General features: G+C 59.1%; 18 protein-coding genes and 1 pseudogene. 8 read left to right on the top strand and 11 right to left on the bottom strand.

Features of this window, described 5'->3' with window-relative positions; translation table 11 throughout:
* The first annotated feature begins 45 nt into the window (after positions 1 to 45).
* Positions 46 to 1,113 (top strand): hypothetical protein, encoded by a 1,068-nt coding sequence (locus tag GRX01_RS03850; protein ID WP_159663609.1) that lies wholly within the window; start codon positions 46 to 48, stop codon positions 1,111 to 1,113.
* Positions 1,114 to 1,116: 3 nt separating this feature from the next.
* Entirely contained in the window at positions 1,117 to 2,262 is a 1,146-nt protein-coding gene (locus GRX01_RS03845; protein ID WP_159663607.1) for a hypothetical protein, read from the top strand.
* 14 nt (positions 2,263 to 2,276) lie between these two features.
* Here GRX01_RS03845 and GRX01_RS03840 read toward each other — a convergent pair whose 3' ends face one another.
* The 4 genes from GRX01_RS03840 to GRX01_RS19575 all read right to left on the bottom strand — a co-directional run bounded on the left by GRX01_RS03840 (position 2,277) and on the right by GRX01_RS19575 (position 6,575).
* Positions 2,277 to 4,037 (bottom strand): 5-methylcytosine restriction system specificity protein McrC, encoded by a 1,761-nt coding sequence (locus GRX01_RS03840; protein ID WP_159663605.1) that lies wholly within the window; start codon positions 4,035 to 4,037, stop codon positions 2,277 to 2,279.
* Positions 4,037 to 5,266, bottom strand: a complete 1,230-nt coding sequence (locus tag GRX01_RS03835; RefSeq protein WP_159663604.1) for an AAA family ATPase — start codon at positions 5,264 to 5,266, stop codon at positions 4,037 to 4,039. Before GRX01_RS03835 ends, GRX01_RS03840 begins: the two co-directional genes overlap by 1 nt.
* Positions 5,267 to 5,512: 246 nt before the next feature.
* Positions 5,513 to 5,767, bottom strand: a complete 255-nt coding sequence (locus tag GRX01_RS03830; protein ID WP_159663602.1) for a hypothetical protein — start codon at positions 5,765 to 5,767, stop codon at positions 5,513 to 5,515.
* Between the two features lie 562 nt (positions 5,768 to 6,329).
* A complete protein-coding gene (locus tag GRX01_RS19575; RefSeq protein ID WP_394351365.1) occupies positions 6,330 to 6,575 on the bottom strand; it encodes a MarR family transcriptional regulator in 246 nt (81 codons plus the stop codon).
* Positions 6,576 to 6,922: 347 nt separating this feature from the next.
* On the opposite strand from GRX01_RS19575, the gene GRX01_RS03820 reads away from it, so the two are divergent.
* From GRX01_RS03820 to GRX01_RS19690, 5 genes and pseudogenes are all read left to right on the top strand, one after another.
* Positions 6,923 to 7,489, top strand: coding sequence for a hypothetical protein (locus GRX01_RS03820; protein ID WP_159663598.1), 567 nt, complete (start codon positions 6,923 to 6,925; stop codon positions 7,487 to 7,489).
* Complete coding sequence (locus GRX01_RS03815) at positions 7,486 to 8,172, top strand: hypothetical protein (protein WP_159663596.1); 687 nt, start codon at positions 7,486 to 7,488, stop codon at positions 8,170 to 8,172. Before GRX01_RS03820 ends, GRX01_RS03815 begins: the two co-directional genes overlap by 4 nt.
* Positions 8,173 to 8,315: 143 nt before the next feature.
* A complete protein-coding gene (locus GRX01_RS03810) occupies positions 8,316 to 9,068 on the top strand; it encodes a hypothetical protein (protein WP_159663594.1) in 753 nt (250 codons plus the stop codon).
* Between the two features lie 244 nt (positions 9,069 to 9,312).
* Positions 9,313 to 9,582, top strand: coding sequence for a hypothetical protein (locus GRX01_RS03805; RefSeq protein ID WP_159663592.1), 270 nt, complete (start codon positions 9,313 to 9,315; stop codon positions 9,580 to 9,582).
* Positions 9,582 to 9,721: pseudogene (locus GRX01_RS19690) on the top strand (DUF7558 family protein); the annotation flags it as partial. The gene GRX01_RS03805 and the pseudogene GRX01_RS19690, both read left to right, overlap by 1 nt.
* Positions 9,722 to 9,842: 121 nt before the next feature.
* Here the strand turns inward: GRX01_RS19690 and GRX01_RS03800 are convergent.
* The 3 genes from GRX01_RS03800 to GRX01_RS03790 are packed head-to-tail and all read right to left on the bottom strand — an operon-like array spanning position 9,843 to position 12,442.
* Positions 9,843 to 10,613, bottom strand: a complete 771-nt coding sequence (locus GRX01_RS03800) for an ABC transporter ATP-binding protein (protein WP_321167898.1) — start codon at positions 10,611 to 10,613, stop codon at positions 9,843 to 9,845.
* Positions 10,604 to 11,407 carry an ABC transporter permease gene (locus GRX01_RS03795; protein WP_159663590.1) on the bottom strand — a complete coding sequence of 268 codons (804 nt, stop codon included), beginning with the start codon at positions 11,405 to 11,407 and terminating at the stop codon, positions 10,604 to 10,606. Before GRX01_RS03795 ends, GRX01_RS03800 begins: the two co-directional genes overlap by 10 nt.
* A gap of 24 nt (positions 11,408 to 11,431) precedes the next feature.
* Positions 11,432 to 12,442 (bottom strand): ABC transporter substrate-binding protein, encoded by a 1,011-nt coding sequence (locus tag GRX01_RS03790; RefSeq protein ID WP_159663588.1) that lies wholly within the window; start codon positions 12,440 to 12,442, stop codon positions 11,432 to 11,434.
* Positions 12,443 to 12,963: 521 nt separating this feature from the next.
* Here GRX01_RS03790 and GRX01_RS03785 point away from each other — a divergent pair.
* Positions 12,964 to 13,224: a glutathione S-transferase N-terminal domain-containing protein gene (locus tag GRX01_RS03785; RefSeq protein WP_159663586.1), complete on the top strand. Its 261-nt coding sequence runs from the start codon at positions 12,964 to 12,966 to the stop codon at positions 13,222 to 13,224.
* A gap of 412 nt (positions 13,225 to 13,636) precedes the next feature.
* Here the strand turns inward: GRX01_RS03785 and GRX01_RS19570 are convergent, their stop codons facing one another.
* The 4 genes from GRX01_RS19570 to GRX01_RS03765 form a co-directional block, all read right to left on the bottom strand.
* Positions 13,637 to 13,849 (bottom strand): SHOCT domain-containing protein, encoded by a 213-nt coding sequence (locus GRX01_RS19570; RefSeq protein ID WP_394351368.1) that lies wholly within the window; start codon positions 13,847 to 13,849, stop codon positions 13,637 to 13,639.
* A gap of 128 nt (positions 13,850 to 13,977) precedes the next feature.
* On the bottom strand, positions 13,978 to 15,024 hold the full coding sequence (locus GRX01_RS03775) for an NAD(P)/FAD-dependent oxidoreductase (RefSeq protein WP_159663582.1): 1,047 nt from the start codon (positions 15,022 to 15,024) through the stop codon (positions 13,978 to 13,980).
* Entirely contained in the window at positions 15,025 to 15,384 is a 360-nt protein-coding gene (gene trxA / locus GRX01_RS03770; protein WP_159663580.1) for a thioredoxin, read from the bottom strand.
* Positions 15,385 to 15,544: 160 nt separating this feature from the next.
* A complete protein-coding gene (locus tag GRX01_RS03765) occupies positions 15,545 to 15,949 on the bottom strand; it encodes a helix-turn-helix domain-containing protein (protein WP_159663578.1) in 405 nt (134 codons plus the stop codon).
* Positions 15,950 to 16,126: the final 177 nt, after the last annotated feature.

Raw genomic sequence — 16,126 nt, 5'->3', positions numbered from 1 at the left:
ATTTTACCGGTACTGATTAGACGCTCCAGATAAGAGACGAAACAAATGGGTGTCTTCGAAGTCGAACCGCAGGAGTTCCCCGACCGGGTGAGCTTCAATCACTACCTGGCGGAACATTACGACACCCTCATCGAGAACGATCTCTACGTAATCGCCGGTCTGACTGAATACTCCCGAGAAGATTTCCTCAACCTTCTCAGGAATAACGGCTACGATATCGTTGAGAACTACGGAGGAATTCAAAAGATTCGCTGTGACTACGGCGGTGACCGGCCAGCGGAATTCTACCTCTCTTACGACGTTGAGGATAACGTCATTTTATTCTACACGGACATGCGGAAGACCGAGGAGGTAGAGAATACTATCGAACCATTCCTTGAGAACAAGCCCGGTGTCCACTACCTGTACATCAGTCCTAGCCTCCTCCAAGATATCCGGGAGAAGATCGTTTCCGAGGACCCCGCTACTGAGATCACCGAGTTCGTAGCCAAGCGGACAGAGCGCACTGATACAAGTGCACGATTCCGACCCGAGGAGTGGCGCACGATCAATTACTACGGCAGAGATGGGCTTGAGAGCCTTCGTGAGATGGAAGAACACTACGGGGTGCTCCCCCGTATTATGGAGTTCAACGTCCCCGGTGATCTTTGCTTCCGGATCAATCACGAGGGCGTGTTCAAGCTCAAGAACGGGAGCCTGAAGCGCCTCTTCAAGCACATCGAAACCTGCATCGAAGAAGCGCTCAAGGTGAAGCAGGCGTACGAGCGCACCGACTTCGAGATGATTACAGCTTCTGCCCAGCTCGAAGTCCCTACCTCCGAGCCAGCAGCAATCACACTAAACAATCGGATCCGATATCACGAACTTGACGGATTGAAGGATAGCATGCAGGATCGGGACTACGTGCTTGTTGGATCTTACTCCGAAGAGGGTTCGCTGTATTTCACCACCGAGGTTATCGACCAAGTCAAAAACAGCACGTTCCGAATCAAAGCAAACGAGGACCAAATCAGGATCTTCCCACAGGATGAAAGCGACCTCGGCACCTTCTACCGGTTTTACGAGTTCATCCAAGACAGCGTCGATGAGAGCGCCGAACTAGCACCAGCATAGCGTATGACGGTCGGTGAGTTGGACGATGAAGAGGTCCGCGAGCAATACGCGATTATCATCGACCGCGTTCCCTCTTACAAGGAACGAAAGGCAGAGTACGAAGATGAACTCCAGAGTGATGACGAGGTAGTTGAGAACGCGAGAAAGGAGGTTGAGGCAGGGATTCGAAACGCTCGAAAGCACGACAATCTCCTTACGTCTACAATCTCGGCGTTCCTCCCGAACGGTACTGTTCAACAACAGACGGGCTGGACGTTTCACGGAGCAGAACCACTGTCTGAGTATAATGAGCCGAATGCTGATGCCATCTTCTGTAATCCTGATCGGAACCTCGCGCTCATTGTCGAATGTAAGACCAGCCTCTCCTCACCGGGGAACGCTCTAACCCAAATCTATGACGCAGCTGACGCGGTCCGGGAATACCGTGATGAACTTTCAGAGAACATCGGGATGGAGATCGAGCAGCTCGAAACAGCAATTTGTGTTCCCGGTTACCTTGACGAACAATTAGCGCAACGAATTGAGCACGAGGAGCAGAACGGTGACGCTCGGGAACAGGTCTACGTGTGGAGGTGGCACTACCTCAAGGAGGGTGAACGGATTGATCTCTTCACCAGTTTTGACAACCGAACTCGTTCCGAGGCTACGCACGACAGTGAACTCACTCATGTTCTGAACTCGGGTGTCGAAATCACAAAGGAGAGGCAGGCGACACCATCGTTCTTCCCGTCTTCGCACACCTTCCACATTATGGAAGCGGCGCTCTCGCAGCTTCTAAAGAAGCGAATCAGAAACGAAAATCCGCTGAGAGAATTCACTGACACAGAGTTACACAACATCCTAACATCTCAGCGGCATCTCCCCCATTACAACGCAAACGAGATTGGTACACGGATTTACGATGGCCTGATGGACCGACTAGAGTCGGATAATCTGGTCACGACCATCGACCAGGAAGAAACCGAACTCACGGCGGGTGAGCAGTTCTATCGTTACCGGGTACGAGGCCGTTCCGTCGAAACAGTACTGAAGAATCTGCAGGAGAAATACCGAACAAAAGCGATTGACCGGAAGATCGAGATCAAGGCTATGAGGAAGGTCATCGAAGAGTTCGACGAAGACCAGAGTTCATTAGGCGACTTCGGATGAGCTGAGTTGAGTCACTACAGTAGCTTTAGAGGCCCTTCTTTTTCTACCTCACCGGATCCGTTCTGGAGGAAGTACAGGTCGATCCACTCTTGCCCGTACTCACGGCAGAACACGGGCACACACGTCGTCGTGTGTTCGTAGCGCTGTTCACAGCGCGTTTCGATCTGTTCTCGCGTCCAGTCGCCGTCTTGCTCTAAGTCGTACCGATTGCGGACCTCCCACGAATGCTCGTCGGCGGCAGCCTTGAGGACGCGGAGCGAGAAGTCCCGAGCGTCCTTGAACGTGAACGGACCACCCATCGACTTCGCGTCGTTCAGATCCGTCTCTTCGACGCCGTCGAGGCACAGCCGGTTCTCGGCAACAGCGCGAAAGGCTTCGAGTTCGGGTGACCTCGTGACGAGTACCTCGTGTAGATAGTTCTGGACGACGTCGCCGTATCCGTCCAGAGTGAACTCCTGCTCGGGTGAGACGATCTGCAGTTCGGCTCCAGTTTGGGTGACTCGGCGACGCTTCGGTTCGAGAAGCGGACACAGGAACGCAAGCCGATCAGAATGGAGGAGATAGGCGTAGCTGAACAGCCGTGACCGGGACGGCGATTCTTTCACCGGGTCGTGGCCTTCCGCGTAGTACTTCGAGTCCAACACTGCCAGCGTCTCGTCGCCCTCCTGTAGCGCGTGGTCCGGTTCGTGGTAGATCTGTCCCTCACCCTCGAACGGATTCACGGACGGTGACCGGACAGGAGTCACGTCGTCAAGGTCACCGAGGTGGTCGTAAGACTTGATGTACGAGAGTTCGCGCTCGATGACGACCTGGGAGTACTGCTCGAACAGCGACTCCATATTCAGGACGTAGTCCACGACCAGTTCTCGCGGGCCGTCGCGGAGTTGCTGGCCGAGCGACGACGACATCACCGCCTTGGCGACGTCGAACGCCTTCTGGTAGTACCGTCGTTGCTTCGGAAGGTCGCTGAGCGAGAGACGGCGATACGCGTCCATCCGGTCTAACCCGCTACTGACACCCATACTCTCCAGGCGCTCCACCTCTCGGTGAACTTCCGAGAAGATGCGGTCGTACGCGGGGTGATCGTTCTCGTGGGAGTTCTGCCGGAAGAGCCGAAGCAACGTCTTACCAGCGAAGTGGAGCAGCGAGTTCGCAGCGTTGTCGTACTCGGTCTCGTTGCGGATCCAATGTGGTTCCAGCGTCCCGCGCGCGTGGTTGAGGAGTGTCTGTTCGACGTCGATCTCTCCACGCCCGTCGAGACTGTCGAGCCGGCGGATGACCAAGTCACGGATGTACCCCTGCCGGTGAATCGTCTCTAACCCGTCGAGGTAGTTGATCGCCAGCACTACGAAGACATCGTCGAGATGGATGTCGTCGGAGAGGAAGTCCTGGAGCGGAATCCCGTGGTACTCGATGGACCGATTCTGGTCGTAGACGGCCAGCAGCATATCGAAGATGTACTCCCAGTCGATCTTCGGATCGACCTGGACCTTCGACGACGGTGTGAGGCTCACGACGCCGATGATGTCCGTCGCTTCGACGTGGAGTACCTCATTCTCGTCGCCGTCTATGGTAACCGTGACGACCTCGTACTCCTGTTCACCGTCGAGTGCTGCCTGGCTCTTCGTGAAGACGCCGGGACTCTCTTGTGTGAAGGACGCGCGACGAAGCTGGTCCCCGATGGACGACGGGCAGCCCTCTATCCGGATCTCCCCGCGCTCGGGGACGTTGAAGGTGTCCTGCCCGTACTCGTAGACTTCGTCAACGGTGCTCATTACTCGTAGGAGCCCATCTGGCGTCGTTCCTGTTCGAGTTCTCGTTCGGCCAGCTCAGCAGCAGGGGAAAGATCGAACTCCTCGAACTCGCCGTTCATCGCGCGGTAGTGCTCCGCGATTCGCTCGATTTGTGGGAACGCGGCGGCGTTCAGGAGTCGCGGAACGATGTACGTCCGGAACGCCTGTCCGACGGCGTCTGTCTGGTCGTACTCGTACTCCCCGCCTTCTCGACAGCCGACTCCAAGGAAGACAGCGATGTCGCGGTAATGCATCGGGCCGAAGCGCATAATCGATCCCTGCGACGTCGATTCGTGGCCGTGATTGATCCCCTGATAGTCTCGCTCGAACAGACGGAGAATCTGGGTTTCGCCGAGATCTGTGTGGTCGGTGATGTGCGTAGTGATCCAGTCTTTGAACAGTTGTCGGCGCTTATCTTCCTCGTACTCGTCCAGTTCGATCATAGCGAACCGACGGGTGATCGCGTTGTCGAGTTCGTTCACTGTCCGATCGGACATATTCATCGTACAGATGATGTTCACCCGTTCGTCAAGTTCGATTGTCTCCCCCTCGTCAGTCTCGAAAATGGTCTGGTGTGGATTCTCGATAGCGGTGTAGAGGGGACCGAAGATCTTCGAAATGTCCGCCCGAGTGATCTCGTCGAGGATGACGCCGTACTCAACGTCGAACCGGCGAGCACGCTGAACGGCTTCGGACACGCAACCGAGTTTCGTCCGGTAGCTTAGCGAGTCTCCAGTGTAGTCCGGGCTGATTCCTCCAATAATGTCCGACGGCGTCCACGACGGTGTCGCGGTGTTGAGGGTGTACCCGATGCCGGTCTCACGCGCGAGCTGCTTGGCGAATGTCGTCTTCCCTGTGCCGGTTGGTCCGTACAGGACGACCGGCTTACCGGATTTAAGCGCGACTTTTGCGTTGCGCTCCACGTCTTTCGGTACGAGTATCTCTCCGGGCGTTTCGTCACCGCGGAGACTCACGACGCGCTTAAGCCGGTCTGAGGCCAGCGACGACTCAAGCACGGCACGTCGTACCTGTCCTAGACCACGCTCCCCGTCGTGGATCACGTCGAGTTTCTCGTCCTCGATTAGGAACTCTAGTACGTCTTCGTTCTCTGCACTCCGGATCGCTTCGACGACGTCGTCGGTTACACGGCGAAGAATTCCGACTTCGTCTTTCGCATCCTCAAGTGTATAGTCGTCCGACGAGTCACTCATTATCGAATACAGGTAGTGGGGAGTATATAAAATCCCGTTCAGACATCGACAGCAAGAACTTCACCCCAAAGCTTGTCCACAAGACTATAATATCATCACCGATATCTAAGACACTAGTCAACAGGGCCGTCTCCGTAGTCCACTCTAGTCCTGAATTCACCGGTCAGATTCACCCTGTTCCCCGTCACCAGCAGTCGTTGTTTCGTTGTACTCAAAAGACCAGCAAAAATCGAATCAGCACCCGACTCAGATCGTTGCCGTCACGATCATATTCTCCGGCCCCTGCGGACTCGCATCCACCACAATCGCGCCGCCAGCTGCCAGCGTCCGCAACACACCGGTCGGAATCGACGCGCGATCCAACATCGCCTCGACGACCCAGCCATCGCGAGCACCGACACCAGGAGCGAGCACGTCGACGGCGACGACTGACTGATTCAACGCGAGCGTGTCGGCGAGTCGATCGGCCTGCCGGCGCTGCTCAACGCGGCAGTTACTCATCGGTCTGCAGGAACTGCGTGCTCGATCTCGCAACGCGAGCAGAACTGGGCATCGCCCTTCCCGCGAAGCATCATGGAGCCGCAGCCCACGCAGGTGACGCCGTAGACGCGAGCACTCACACCGACCACCTCGCTGCCATTGGGATGTGGTAGTCGTCGGTACCGTTTTCACCGCTGGAAGTCGTATCTGACATCGGTTGGTTCTCTCCTGAGAACAACCATCGCCCGCGTGTTGCAGCACGCGGGTACCTACGCCGTCAAGGCACCAATCTGGGATGGAAGTTCTCGTTGCGAAGTTGTTTCGGCACATCCATAAATCCTTTGTCCCGGAACAATCAATAGGCATGTATGAGTACTGTGGAAACCACCAGCTCAGACAAAACCAGCGTAGAAGAATTGTTTCGGAGACTCGACTGTCCAGTGATGACTACCTCAGATCTCATGGACGAATTCGAGATCTCTCAGCAAGCGAGCTACAAGCGACTGAACCGCCTATACCAGCAAGGCGTAGTGAAGAAACGGAAAGTAGGTGCCAACGCAGTCGTTTGGTGGTTTGTAGACGATTAGCTTCCAAGAGGAGGCAACTCACTTCGACCCGTATCAGTGATCCACCATACTCGGGCGCTCGCACCGACCTTTCTGCTTCGTACGAATCCTTTCTCTTCCAGCGAGGAAAGCCGGTTGTAGGCTCCCTGCTGGGACATGTCCAGAGCCTCCGCAAGCTCACTCGACGTAACTACAGGGTCTGGGGCCGAAGCTATCATTCGAAGCACTTCTTGATCGGGAACGTCAGGCTTCGGACCCGGCATTTGCTACTGATTTCTCACACGTTTGCAAAAAGAAGGGCGAATTTATAGCCCTGTCCCGGAACTATAGTAGTGCCGGAACAACTATAAGTAGGGGCTATCTTGAAATCAACATGCGACGCTACGCGGGTTACACATCGCCCACGGTTTGTGGCGATCCGGTGCTAGACCCACCGAACCGCCGCGTGGGGTCGCAACCACGGTAGAACGGTCAATTCCGCTCCAGCAAGCGACATGAGCACAACACGCCTCGCCCGGCTTCAACGTGCCGGACACGACGACGAACAACCTGCACATGACCCCGTCAGCGCCAGCCACGACACCCATAACCCGCTCACGGAGGCCGATCAATGACCAACTCACACGACGTCGACCCCGAAGACATCGCTTGGACCGACCTCACCGCCACCGAACGCACGACGCTGTCGCTCATCGACCGGCTTGAACGCGACCGCAGTGAGCAACCCGAGCACTCGTTCACACGGGGCAGCAGCCACCTTCCTACTGAGACGGACCCTGAGCCCGATCCCGACGAGGAGGCACTCACCGCCCTTACTGAGAAGGGCCTGCTCAGACAGACCGACACGAAGTACGTCCTCACCGACGCTGGCCAACAGCTCCTCCACGTGGAGTACACCCACATCGAAAGTATCCCCGATTCCTCGATTCACGACGTCGATGACTCCGCCCCGAGTTGCCCCAACTGCGGCGACCCAGTCAGGTCTCTGTCGGTCGCTGGCCCGGGCACCGTCCGGGCCGGCCCCTGTGACTGTCAACTCCCTGGGCCACTCGCTGCAGACCCACTCACAGATTGCCTCGGGAAGGCCCTCCACCTGACCGCAGACGCCGACGCACGGTATCACATCCGTCAAGCCATGCAACTCGCGTTCGCGCGCGCCCACCACTCGACCCAATGACCACACCCGCCGCACCCTATGCGATCGCCCCACTCACCTTCGAGGACCTCTGTGAGAGCTACGTCCTCACGTGGGACGGTCGCGACGACCCGGTCACTGTCGTTGCGATTCGCGGCGGCGACGTGATCGTCGAAACGCAAGCTGGAGACCGCATCCGGCTCACCAGCACCCCTGATGGCCTCATGTGCCCCGATGAAGACACCCCACTCGACTCGTTGACGATTCATGGAACTCGCAGCTGGCAGGACAAACGAGAGATCTGGAAGTACCTCACCGACACCTTCGAGTTCCCGACCGAGTTCTCGGCGGTCACCTGCGCAGCCGACCTAGACATGAGCGTCGAGGAGGTGAACCGCCGCCTCAGCGAACTTGTCCGGGAGCCGCGGTCGTCGCTAGTGCTGGTGCGCGAAAGCTATGATCGGTGGACCGCCTATCAGGTCGTCAATGAAACGCTATCCACCCAAGAATTCACAGCTGTCCTCGAATCCCAGACCCCGGTCACCGATGCAGACGGTGATGACGACGAGATCGTCTGCACGCTGCCCCAGGAAACGACTGTGGTACCAAAGTCTCTCGTCGATATCGCGTCGCACGCCCGCTGGGCGATCGGGCGCTTCGAGCCTGGAGACGGCGAACAGCCCGCTGAGTGCACACTGACGCCGCAGTGGGGTAACTACGAGTAGCCGCGCGACACCACCGCGTCCGCCGTTCGCCTGCTAACAAACCACCGTACACCGACACCATGAGTGACAACACTGATCAGATCGACACCGACGCACAGCCCACGAGTGAGGAGCTGGCCGACCTCGTCCGCGAGCAACGGGCCGTGATCGAGGAGCAACGCGAGACCATCGACGAGCAGCACCAGCTAATCGACGACCTCACTGACCGCGTCGAAGAACTCGAAGCACGCACGACTCCCACAGCCGACCTCGAGGAACGCGTCAGTAGCCTCGAGCGCACGGTCGACATCAAACACGACCGCCACCTCTCATGGGTCGACGAACTCCTTGTCGGCGACGAGAGCGGCTACCTCACCGATGATCAAGATGCGTTCCTCGAGGAACACGGCTCGCTCATCGACTGTCTCCAAGCCCACCCCACCGAAGCCGACGAAACGCAAGCAACCGATGGACGCCAGCGTCATGAGACGACCCGTCTCCGTCGGATCGTCGAATCCGTCGCCGATTCCGTCGGCATCGACACTGACGACACCCTCGGCGGTGCAGACGAAGACCGCATCACACGCCTGCTCAAGTATGGTCCACGCGACATCACCGATCGCGTGTACGCAGTGCACCATCGCTGTCGAGACCTCCTCAGTCATCTCGGCAAGTGGGGCAAGACTGCAACCGATGCCTACGGGCGGCGGATCACCATCACCGCAGCCACCGTCAAAGAGAAGCTCGGACTGAAACGCGACGAACAGCTCACCTCGACGGAAGTCCGACGTGTCTTCGAGAAGCTCGAATCGCTCGCGAGTGACTCAGCGCGGAAGGTGGTTGCTGACACAGGTGGCCGGGGACGCAACCGACTTGTGGTGTATCTCACAGACGAGGAAGCACCCCAGAGTGGCTGACAGTTGGTGGTAGCCCGCCTCCGCGACTCCCCTGTCAGCCGAGCCCGCTGACACTGACACAGACGGCTCCAACACACCTCACACTCGCTCGTCGATGCAGTTGCTCGCACTCCCCGTCCCACTTGCGTGGGTCGATTACTCGTGAGTGTACCTCGCGAGCGACGGATCGCGGCGACGATCGGGACGCCTGGTCACGGACCGCGCCACACACCAACTGTCAGGTTACCAGGGCAGGACGCCACCGATGACGTGTACCGCACGTGATCGACTCCTTGGATCATCCGTAGTTGCACGAGGATCGGATGGCAGCTTCTATATCCTCATCGACGACGACCTCTCGCTCGTAGTCCTCTGGCTCGAGTCCTGTTTGCTCAGCAACATCGTCACTCCGATTCCCGAGGATCAAGTTCTGGTTCGCGAGCCGAGCGGCAACACATTCGACTCGACGACACAACTGGCCGTCTTCCACCGTGGCTGGACGGCCGGCCGCGACGCCGACGCGGAAGGCGAGTGATGCAGCAGACCCCCGTCGGCTACGCGTTCTGCGACGCGCCGCCGGCACTGAGACTGGCGAGGCCCACACCTAGGGACAGGGCGAACGGGTCACCCATCCGATCTGCGTGGACTGCGCGATCCGGATGGAACCGGTCCCGACGAGCGCAATCCCATTACGCGGCACAGTTATTCGATCATGGTTCGAGCTCAGTTGATGTCCGTAAGGAGCGCAGTCTCCACAGCCCTGGTTCGGACGTCCCTCGCACCGATGCGGCGCTCCTAGGCCCGAATGAGCTTCATGATCCGTTCGTAGTACTCGCCGAACGACGTGTCCGACCGGGAGCGCGGGCGCTCTGTCTCGATCTCGACGATCTCTCGGACCCGTCCTGGGTCCGTGGCCATGACGACCACTCGGTCGGCGAGCTTGACTGCCTCCTCGACGTCGTGAGTGACGAACAGGATCGTCTTGCCAGTTTCCGACCAGATGTCGAGTAGTTCGTTCTGGAGCATTCGCTTGGTCTGTGCGTCGACGGCGCCGAACGGCTCGTCCATCAGGAGGAGCTCCGGGTCGACAGCGAGTGCGCGTGCCAGCGCCACTCGCTGTTTCATGCCGCCGGAGAGGTCACGCGGATAGCTGTCGGCGAAGCCGTCAAGTCCGACCAACTCCAGTAGTTCGCGTACTCGCCGCTCCTGTTCCTCGTGGTCGACGCCCTGCTTCTCCAAACCAAAGCCGACGTTGCCTGCGACAGTGCGCCACGGGAACAGGTGGTACTCCTGAAAGACGAGACCAAGGTTCGGTCCGGGCCCCTCGACAGGGTCGCCGCCGAGATACACCGTCCCCGAAGTGGCGTCTTCCAGCCCCGCGATGATGCGGAACAGCGTGGTCTTCCCGCTACCGGACTGGCCGACGATACAGACGAATTCGCCGGCCTCGACGCCGAAACTGACTCCCTCAAGCGCCTGGACAACTCCCTGCGGGCTATCGTACTGTCGCCCGACGCCCTCGATGCTGACCCGCGGACGCCGCCGACTGGAGTCTGTCAGCGCCACGCTAGCACCCTCCGTTGGATCGCTCGAAAGCCAGTGTCGACAATCAGAAACATGATGCTCAATACCAGGATGTACGTGATGACGACATCGACCCGGAGGTTGTTGGAGGCTCGGAGGATCTCCCGACCGATCCCCGGGACGCCGAAGATCTCGGAGGCGACGACCAGCATCCAACACCGGCCGATCCCCGTCCGGATCCCGGTGGTGATCTCCGGGAGCGATGCTGGGAGGACCACCGACCGGATCAGCTCAAGGTCACCCTGTACCCCAAGGCTGCGAGCCACGTCGAGGAGATCGTCGGAGACGCCCTCCACCCCGCCGTAGGCCGCGTAGAAGTTGATCCAGAACGCGCCGACGGCGATAATGAACGCGGCGCCCGTGTGGTTGATCCCCAGCCACGCGATTGCGAAGCCGATGAGCGCCAACGGCGGCACTGGCCGGAGCACGCGCACGACCGGGGCCGAGACGTCGTCGAGGTACGAGTTCCATCCAAGCGCGACCCCCGCTGCGATGCCGAGTCCGGTTCCGATCACAGCGCCGGGGAACCAGTGGACGATACTACTGCCGAGCGCCGTCAGCATGGCGCCGGAGGCGGCTTCGACGACGAACGTTTCGGCGACGATCAGCGGCGTCGGTAACACGTAGGTCGGCTGGGTCAGGGCGACGAGCCACCATAGGGCCAAGAACACGGCGACTCCGACGGCCCCACGGATCGCCCGCCGTGGGTCGACGTCGAACAGTGACAACCCGACGTCGTCCCCGTGGTTGACCTCGTCGCCGACGTCAATAGCCATCGTCGATTACCCTCGTCACACCGGTCATAGGTTGTCGTAGACGCTGTAGTCGAAGATCTGGTCGAGCGAGAGTTGCTCGTCGATCTGGCCGTTCTCGTTCGCGAACTGCGAGAAGATCTCGGTGCCGCTCTCGATTCCTCGCGGATCAGTGACGAAGTTCGATAGCGGCCCGTCAAGCGCTGCCCGCGCTTGGTCGGCTGCCATCCCGATCCCCGACTCGACGATGTTGGCGGTCGCGTCGGGATCGGATTCGATGAACTCCGTCGCCCGGACGTGCTGTTCGAGGAACTGCCCAGCGACGTCCGACGACCGGACCTCGTCGCTCATCAGCGTCACCGCGGCCGGCTGGCCGGGCATCACCTCGGCGGCAGTTCTGAACGTCCTAACGGGGACATCCGCTTGCGCCGCGCGGGTCGGCACCGGTTCCATAATCGAGGTGCCGTCGACTTCGTCGTTCGCGATCGCCTGCCATACCGCGTTTGCGCCGCCGATCTCGGTGATCTCGACGGTCGACTCGTCGATATCCTCTTGCTGGAGCCAGTAGCGCAGGAGTACGTCTGGGACCGATCCTTGCGGGAAGGTGCCGAAGCGGAACTTCCGGCCGCGCTCCTCCGCCCAGACCGCAAACGCGTCGCTGCCGTGTTCGTCCCACATGGCGCGGAGATCGTCGTGGACCATGATCGCCATCGGCTCCTTGATGTTTGCTGCAGTCACCTTCGCTGGGATCCCCCTGTCGATGACGATCATCGATGGAACGATTCCGAACATCGCCACGTCGAGCTCGCCGCTGGCGTACGCCTGGACGATCGCCGGCCCGTCGGTGAATTCGCGCCCGGTGATCTCTGCGTCGATCTCGTCAAGATAGCCCTCCTCTTCCATCACGTACCACTGGAGGTCTGGGAAGATCGGCATATGGGCGACAGTAAGCTCGTCGCCGCTGCCGAGGCCGAGACAGCCACTGAAGCCAAGTGTCGCTGCGGTGCCGGCTCCTGCCAGATAGTCGCGTCGTGAGACGCCGGAGCTGTCTACATTCATTGGCGCTTTTAGCCGCTCTGGCGTGATATATCATCCACCGTTGGCAAGCAGGACGTCTTTCAGTGAGGACCCGATCCGATGCTAGTTGACAGAATAGCCCTGTGGCACCCGTTTTTCTCGCAAACGAGCCGAAACAGCGCCGTCAGGGATAGCAGCAAATATTGCTCGGCGATGTGGCGTATTGATCTCTCCGTAGGACGTACACGCTGGTGCGAGACGGTCGTACGACTACCGCCCGATTTCATCCGTCGACCGCCAGTGTTGATACGTATCTGAGTATTCCCACTGTCGATTCGGGCGTCGATCAGGTACTCATAATGTTCCGCCAGCGCTGGGCGCATTCCATAGTCGCGCCAGCGCACGCTTCTGTGTCGAGGAGTAATATTATATCCACTCCGACACTCGCGATAGGCATCCTTATTCCGTTTACAAAGGCAAACTGCCGTTCTGGCATCGCTACGCTCTGCAGTACCCCCGTTGGGAGCCACACATTAGCGCGCTCACATCAATTGTTCTAATCGATGCTCGAACTCTACCAGTCCGAAGGCTGTCCGCACTCCGGCAAGGTCCGCGAGAAGCTCTCCGAGTTCGGCGTCTCGTATGTCATCCACAACCCGCGACTCCCTGGAGACCAAGGTGGCGACGTGACCAACGAACTCACACACGACGAGTTGGTGGCCGGCGGAAACGACCAAATTCCGTACCTCGTAGACATCGACCACGCTGTTACTGTGTACGGTAGCGACGACATCGTCAACCACCTCGAACAGCACTACCAGTAGCACCCTGGAGCTGTGCTCCCGGCATCGAGCCGCTAACTCGGCGTCCAACCGCTCCTCGCGGTTCGTAATCGTAAGAACAGTGCCGACCTTGCGCGGACGCGGATCCAGGAGAACACGCACGCCCTGCTTTATTTCGGCGTTGGCGATGACACCGAGCGGTCGAACGCGACGCCGAGGCAGAGGCATCTAACAACGTCGTTGGTCACTTTTGCGAGCTCGATAGCAGTGGGTCAACGCTCTATCCCGCCGCGTAGGAGTCAGGTGATTCGGGGGTGGTTCGTGACCGTTTGAGGTGCAGCAATCGAACGCCAAAAGAACTCGTCGACGTCGTCAAAGGCTACTCATCGCGTCATTCGAATAAGGAACAGTAGTCATCACAAGAGGCGGATCTGGGCGAACGGTTGTCCGCAAATTACTCCTCAAGTCGGCGACGACGCTCTTCGAATTCCTCTTCGGAGATCTCTCCACGAGCGTACCGGGAACGTAGCGTCGACAGTGCAGTATCCGTGTGAGTTTGCTCATTAGCCGGGGGACGCCCGTGTGTGTAAATCCCGTAGCCGACAATGAGAAGCACACTCAGTAGGATGAGTGACCAGAGAAGTGGCCACCAGCCGAAGCCACCCATTCCGCCGCTCATTCCACCCATCCCACCGGAGTGACCACTGCCGGCCTGTGCTGTGGCGATCCCAGTAAATGCACTCACTAAGATGGAACCAACAGTACCGCGAGCGATTGTGGTTGTGAGCTTGGATATCAAGGTGCAGATTGTTCCGGACGGGAATTCGCAGTAGCGGTCGACTCGCCTGCGTTATCGAGTGTCTCGAGGAACTCCTCGGCGTCGAGGGCAGCCATACTTCCGGTGCCGGCGGACGTGATCGCCTGCCGATAGCGGGGGTCAGCGACGTCGCCAGCAGCGAACACCCCATCGACGGCCGTCTGGGCTGTGGGCCGCCCAGCGTCGTCGGTCTGCGTGAAGATGTAGCCGCTCTCGTCCCGTTCGACGCCGGTGCTATCGAGGAACTGCGTGTTCGGCGTGTGGCCGACGCCGTAGAACACGCCGCCTACGTCGACCGTTTCTCGCTCAACGTCGACACCAGACTCGGCCTTCTTTCGAGGGTATCCGTCGGGATGAGAGACGAGCGTCGCACCGGTAACACCCTCCTCTTGTGAGCCGTGGATAGCTTCGAGTTCTGTGTTCCAGCGGAACTGAATGTCATCGTGTTCACGAGCACGCTCGGCCATGATCTCGGACGCACGCAGCTCCTCGCGGCGGTGAACGATCGTCACGGAGTCGGCGAACTTCGTGAGGAACAACGCCTCCTCCATCGCGCTGTCGCCGCCACCGACGACGAGGACGTCGTCGCCGCGGTGGAATGCGCCGTCACAGGTCGCACACGTCGACAGCCCGTGACCCATCAGTTCGTCCTCGTTCTCAGCGCCGACCCAGCGGGCGCTCGCGCCGGTCGCGACGATCAGCGACCGCGTGTAGATTGTGTCGCCGGTCGACAGCGATAGCTCCAGCGGCTGGCCGTCCAGGTCCGCGTCCTCGATGCGACCGTGTTCGAACCGTGCGCCAAACTGCTTAGCTTGCTCTTTGCCGCGCTGGACGAGCTCCATGCCGCCAACACCGTCGGGGAAGCCGAGGTAGTTCTCGACGTCGGTTGTCAGCGTGAGCTGGCCGCCAGGCTCGTCGCCTTCGAGGACGAGAGGGTCGAGATCGGCCCGCGCAGCATAGACCGCCGCCGAAAGGCCAGCTACTCCCGACCCGGCGATAACGAGGTCGTGGGTATCCTGAGTCATTTACTCGGTGTAGGTCTCGATGAGCGTTCGGAGTTGGTCTTCGCCCTGGAGACCGACAATTTCCTCGACCTGTTCGCCGCCGGCGAACAGGACAAGGGTGGGAACCCCTCGGACGCCGTACGCGGAGGCGAGTTGCTGGTTGGCGTCGACGTCGACTTTCGCCACAGTCGCGTCGGTCTCGGCGGCAAGCGTCTCGACAATCGGTTCGAGCATCTGGCACGGCCCACACCAGTCGGCGTAGAAGTCCGTAAGGACGACATCGTTCTCTGCGACGATGTCGTCGAGTTGGGACTGCCCGTCGACGTACAGCGGTTCAGTCGCGGACGCGGTGCCAGCGTCGGATGCAGTATCAGTTGCCATCACCAGTACGTATGCACCGGTGCTAATTAAGGGTTTTGGGGAATATATACAATACTATCCAATACAGGTAGTCGGCAGAAATACCGTTCGGAACCCGAGATCGCGCAAAATTCCGCTCCCGAGTAGAGTCTTAGAACCAGAGGTACGGAGAAATAGAGCGTTAGCTTTCGGCTGCAGGAGCCGCAGTTTCGGACTGCTCGTACTTGGTTTCGAACTCCTGGATGAGCTGGCCCATCTTCGCGTACCAGTCGTTGAGCAGGCGCTGCATGTCGTCGGCGATCTTGGAGGGGTCAGTCGGCGAGTAGACGTGGTAGTAGCCACCCTGGTCGTAGTTGATCTGGTCTTTCTCGATGAAGCCGGTCTGCAGCAGTCGTTGGACGGCACGGTAGGCCGTCGAGCGCTCACGATCGACTGCGTCGGCGATTTCGTCGACGGTCAGCGGTTCTTCCGACTCAACGAGCGCTTGGAAGCACTGCTTATCGAGTTCTTTGAGGCCGTGGAAACACTCCAGCAGCCCCTCACACTCCATGTCCCGACGGAGCTGTTCAGACATCGAATCTGGCATTGTTATCAAAACTACGTACGTACTGAGCCATTAAAAGACTTTTGCACGGTTCGCACAATTTCGCGGTGACCCTGGAGAGGTACACAGGAAAAGGCGGGAACAGTTACTCGACCTTTGGAGAGATCTAGAGAGTAAACAATCAAATTAACCCGACCGGGTAGCGGGTTGGCGGAAAAC

Origin of the sequence: Halobaculum saliterrae, assembly GCF_009831625.1 — an archaeon.
GTDB classification, from domain to species: domain Archaea; phylum Halobacteriota; class Halobacteria; order Halobacteriales; family Haloferacaceae; genus Halobaculum; species Halobaculum saliterrae.
This window is presented reverse-complemented; position numbering and strand designations above follow the sequence as displayed.

Excerpts from the sequence above, each read along its gene's own strand:
- GRX01_RS03850 (WP_159663609.1), top strand. The coding sequence starts at position 46 with ATGGGTGTCTTCGAAGTCGAACCGCAGGAGTTCCCCGACCGGGTGAGC.
- GRX01_RS03845 (WP_159663607.1), top strand. The coding sequence starts at position 1,117 with ATGACGGTCGGTGAGTTGGACGATGAAGAGGTCCGCGAGCAATACGCG.
- GRX01_RS03840 (WP_159663605.1), bottom strand. The coding sequence starts at position 4,037 with ATGAGCACCGTTGACGAAGTCTACGAGTACGGGCAGGACACCTTCAAC.
- GRX01_RS03835 (WP_159663604.1), bottom strand. The coding sequence starts at position 5,266 with ATGAGTGACTCGTCGGACGACTATACACTTGAGGATGCGAAAGACGAA.
- GRX01_RS03830 (WP_159663602.1), bottom strand. The coding sequence starts at position 5,767 with ATGAGTAACTGCCGCGTTGAGCAGCGCCGGCAGGCCGATCGACTCGCC.
- GRX01_RS19575 (WP_394351365.1), bottom strand. The coding sequence starts at position 6,575 with ATGCCGGGTCCGAAGCCTGACGTTCCCGATCAAGAAGTGCTTCGAATG.
- GRX01_RS03820 (WP_159663598.1), top strand. The coding sequence starts at position 6,923 with ATGACCAACTCACACGACGTCGACCCCGAAGACATCGCTTGGACCGAC.
- GRX01_RS03815 (WP_159663596.1), top strand. The coding sequence starts at position 7,486 with ATGACCACACCCGCCGCACCCTATGCGATCGCCCCACTCACCTTCGAG.
- GRX01_RS03805 (WP_159663592.1), top strand. The coding sequence starts at position 9,313 with ATGACGTGTACCGCACGTGATCGACTCCTTGGATCATCCGTAGTTGCA.
- GRX01_RS03795 (WP_159663590.1), bottom strand. The coding sequence starts at position 11,407 with ATGGCTATTGACGTCGGCGACGAGGTCAACCACGGGGACGACGTCGGG.
- GRX01_RS03790 (WP_159663588.1), bottom strand. The coding sequence starts at position 12,442 with ATGAATGTAGACAGCTCCGGCGTCTCACGACGCGACTATCTGGCAGGA.
- GRX01_RS03785 (WP_159663586.1), top strand. The coding sequence starts at position 12,964 with ATGCTCGAACTCTACCAGTCCGAAGGCTGTCCGCACTCCGGCAAGGTC.
- GRX01_RS19570 (WP_394351368.1), bottom strand. The coding sequence starts at position 13,849 with ATGGGTGGCTTCGGCTGGTGGCCACTTCTCTGGTCACTCATCCTACTG.
- GRX01_RS03775 (WP_159663582.1), bottom strand. The coding sequence starts at position 15,024 with ATGACTCAGGATACCCACGACCTCGTTATCGCCGGGTCGGGAGTAGCT.
- trxA (WP_159663580.1), bottom strand. The coding sequence starts at position 15,384 with ATGGCAACTGATACTGCATCCGACGCTGGCACCGCGTCCGCGACTGAA.
- GRX01_RS03765 (WP_159663578.1), bottom strand. The coding sequence starts at position 15,949 with ATGCCAGATTCGATGTCTGAACAGCTCCGTCGGGACATGGAGTGTGAG.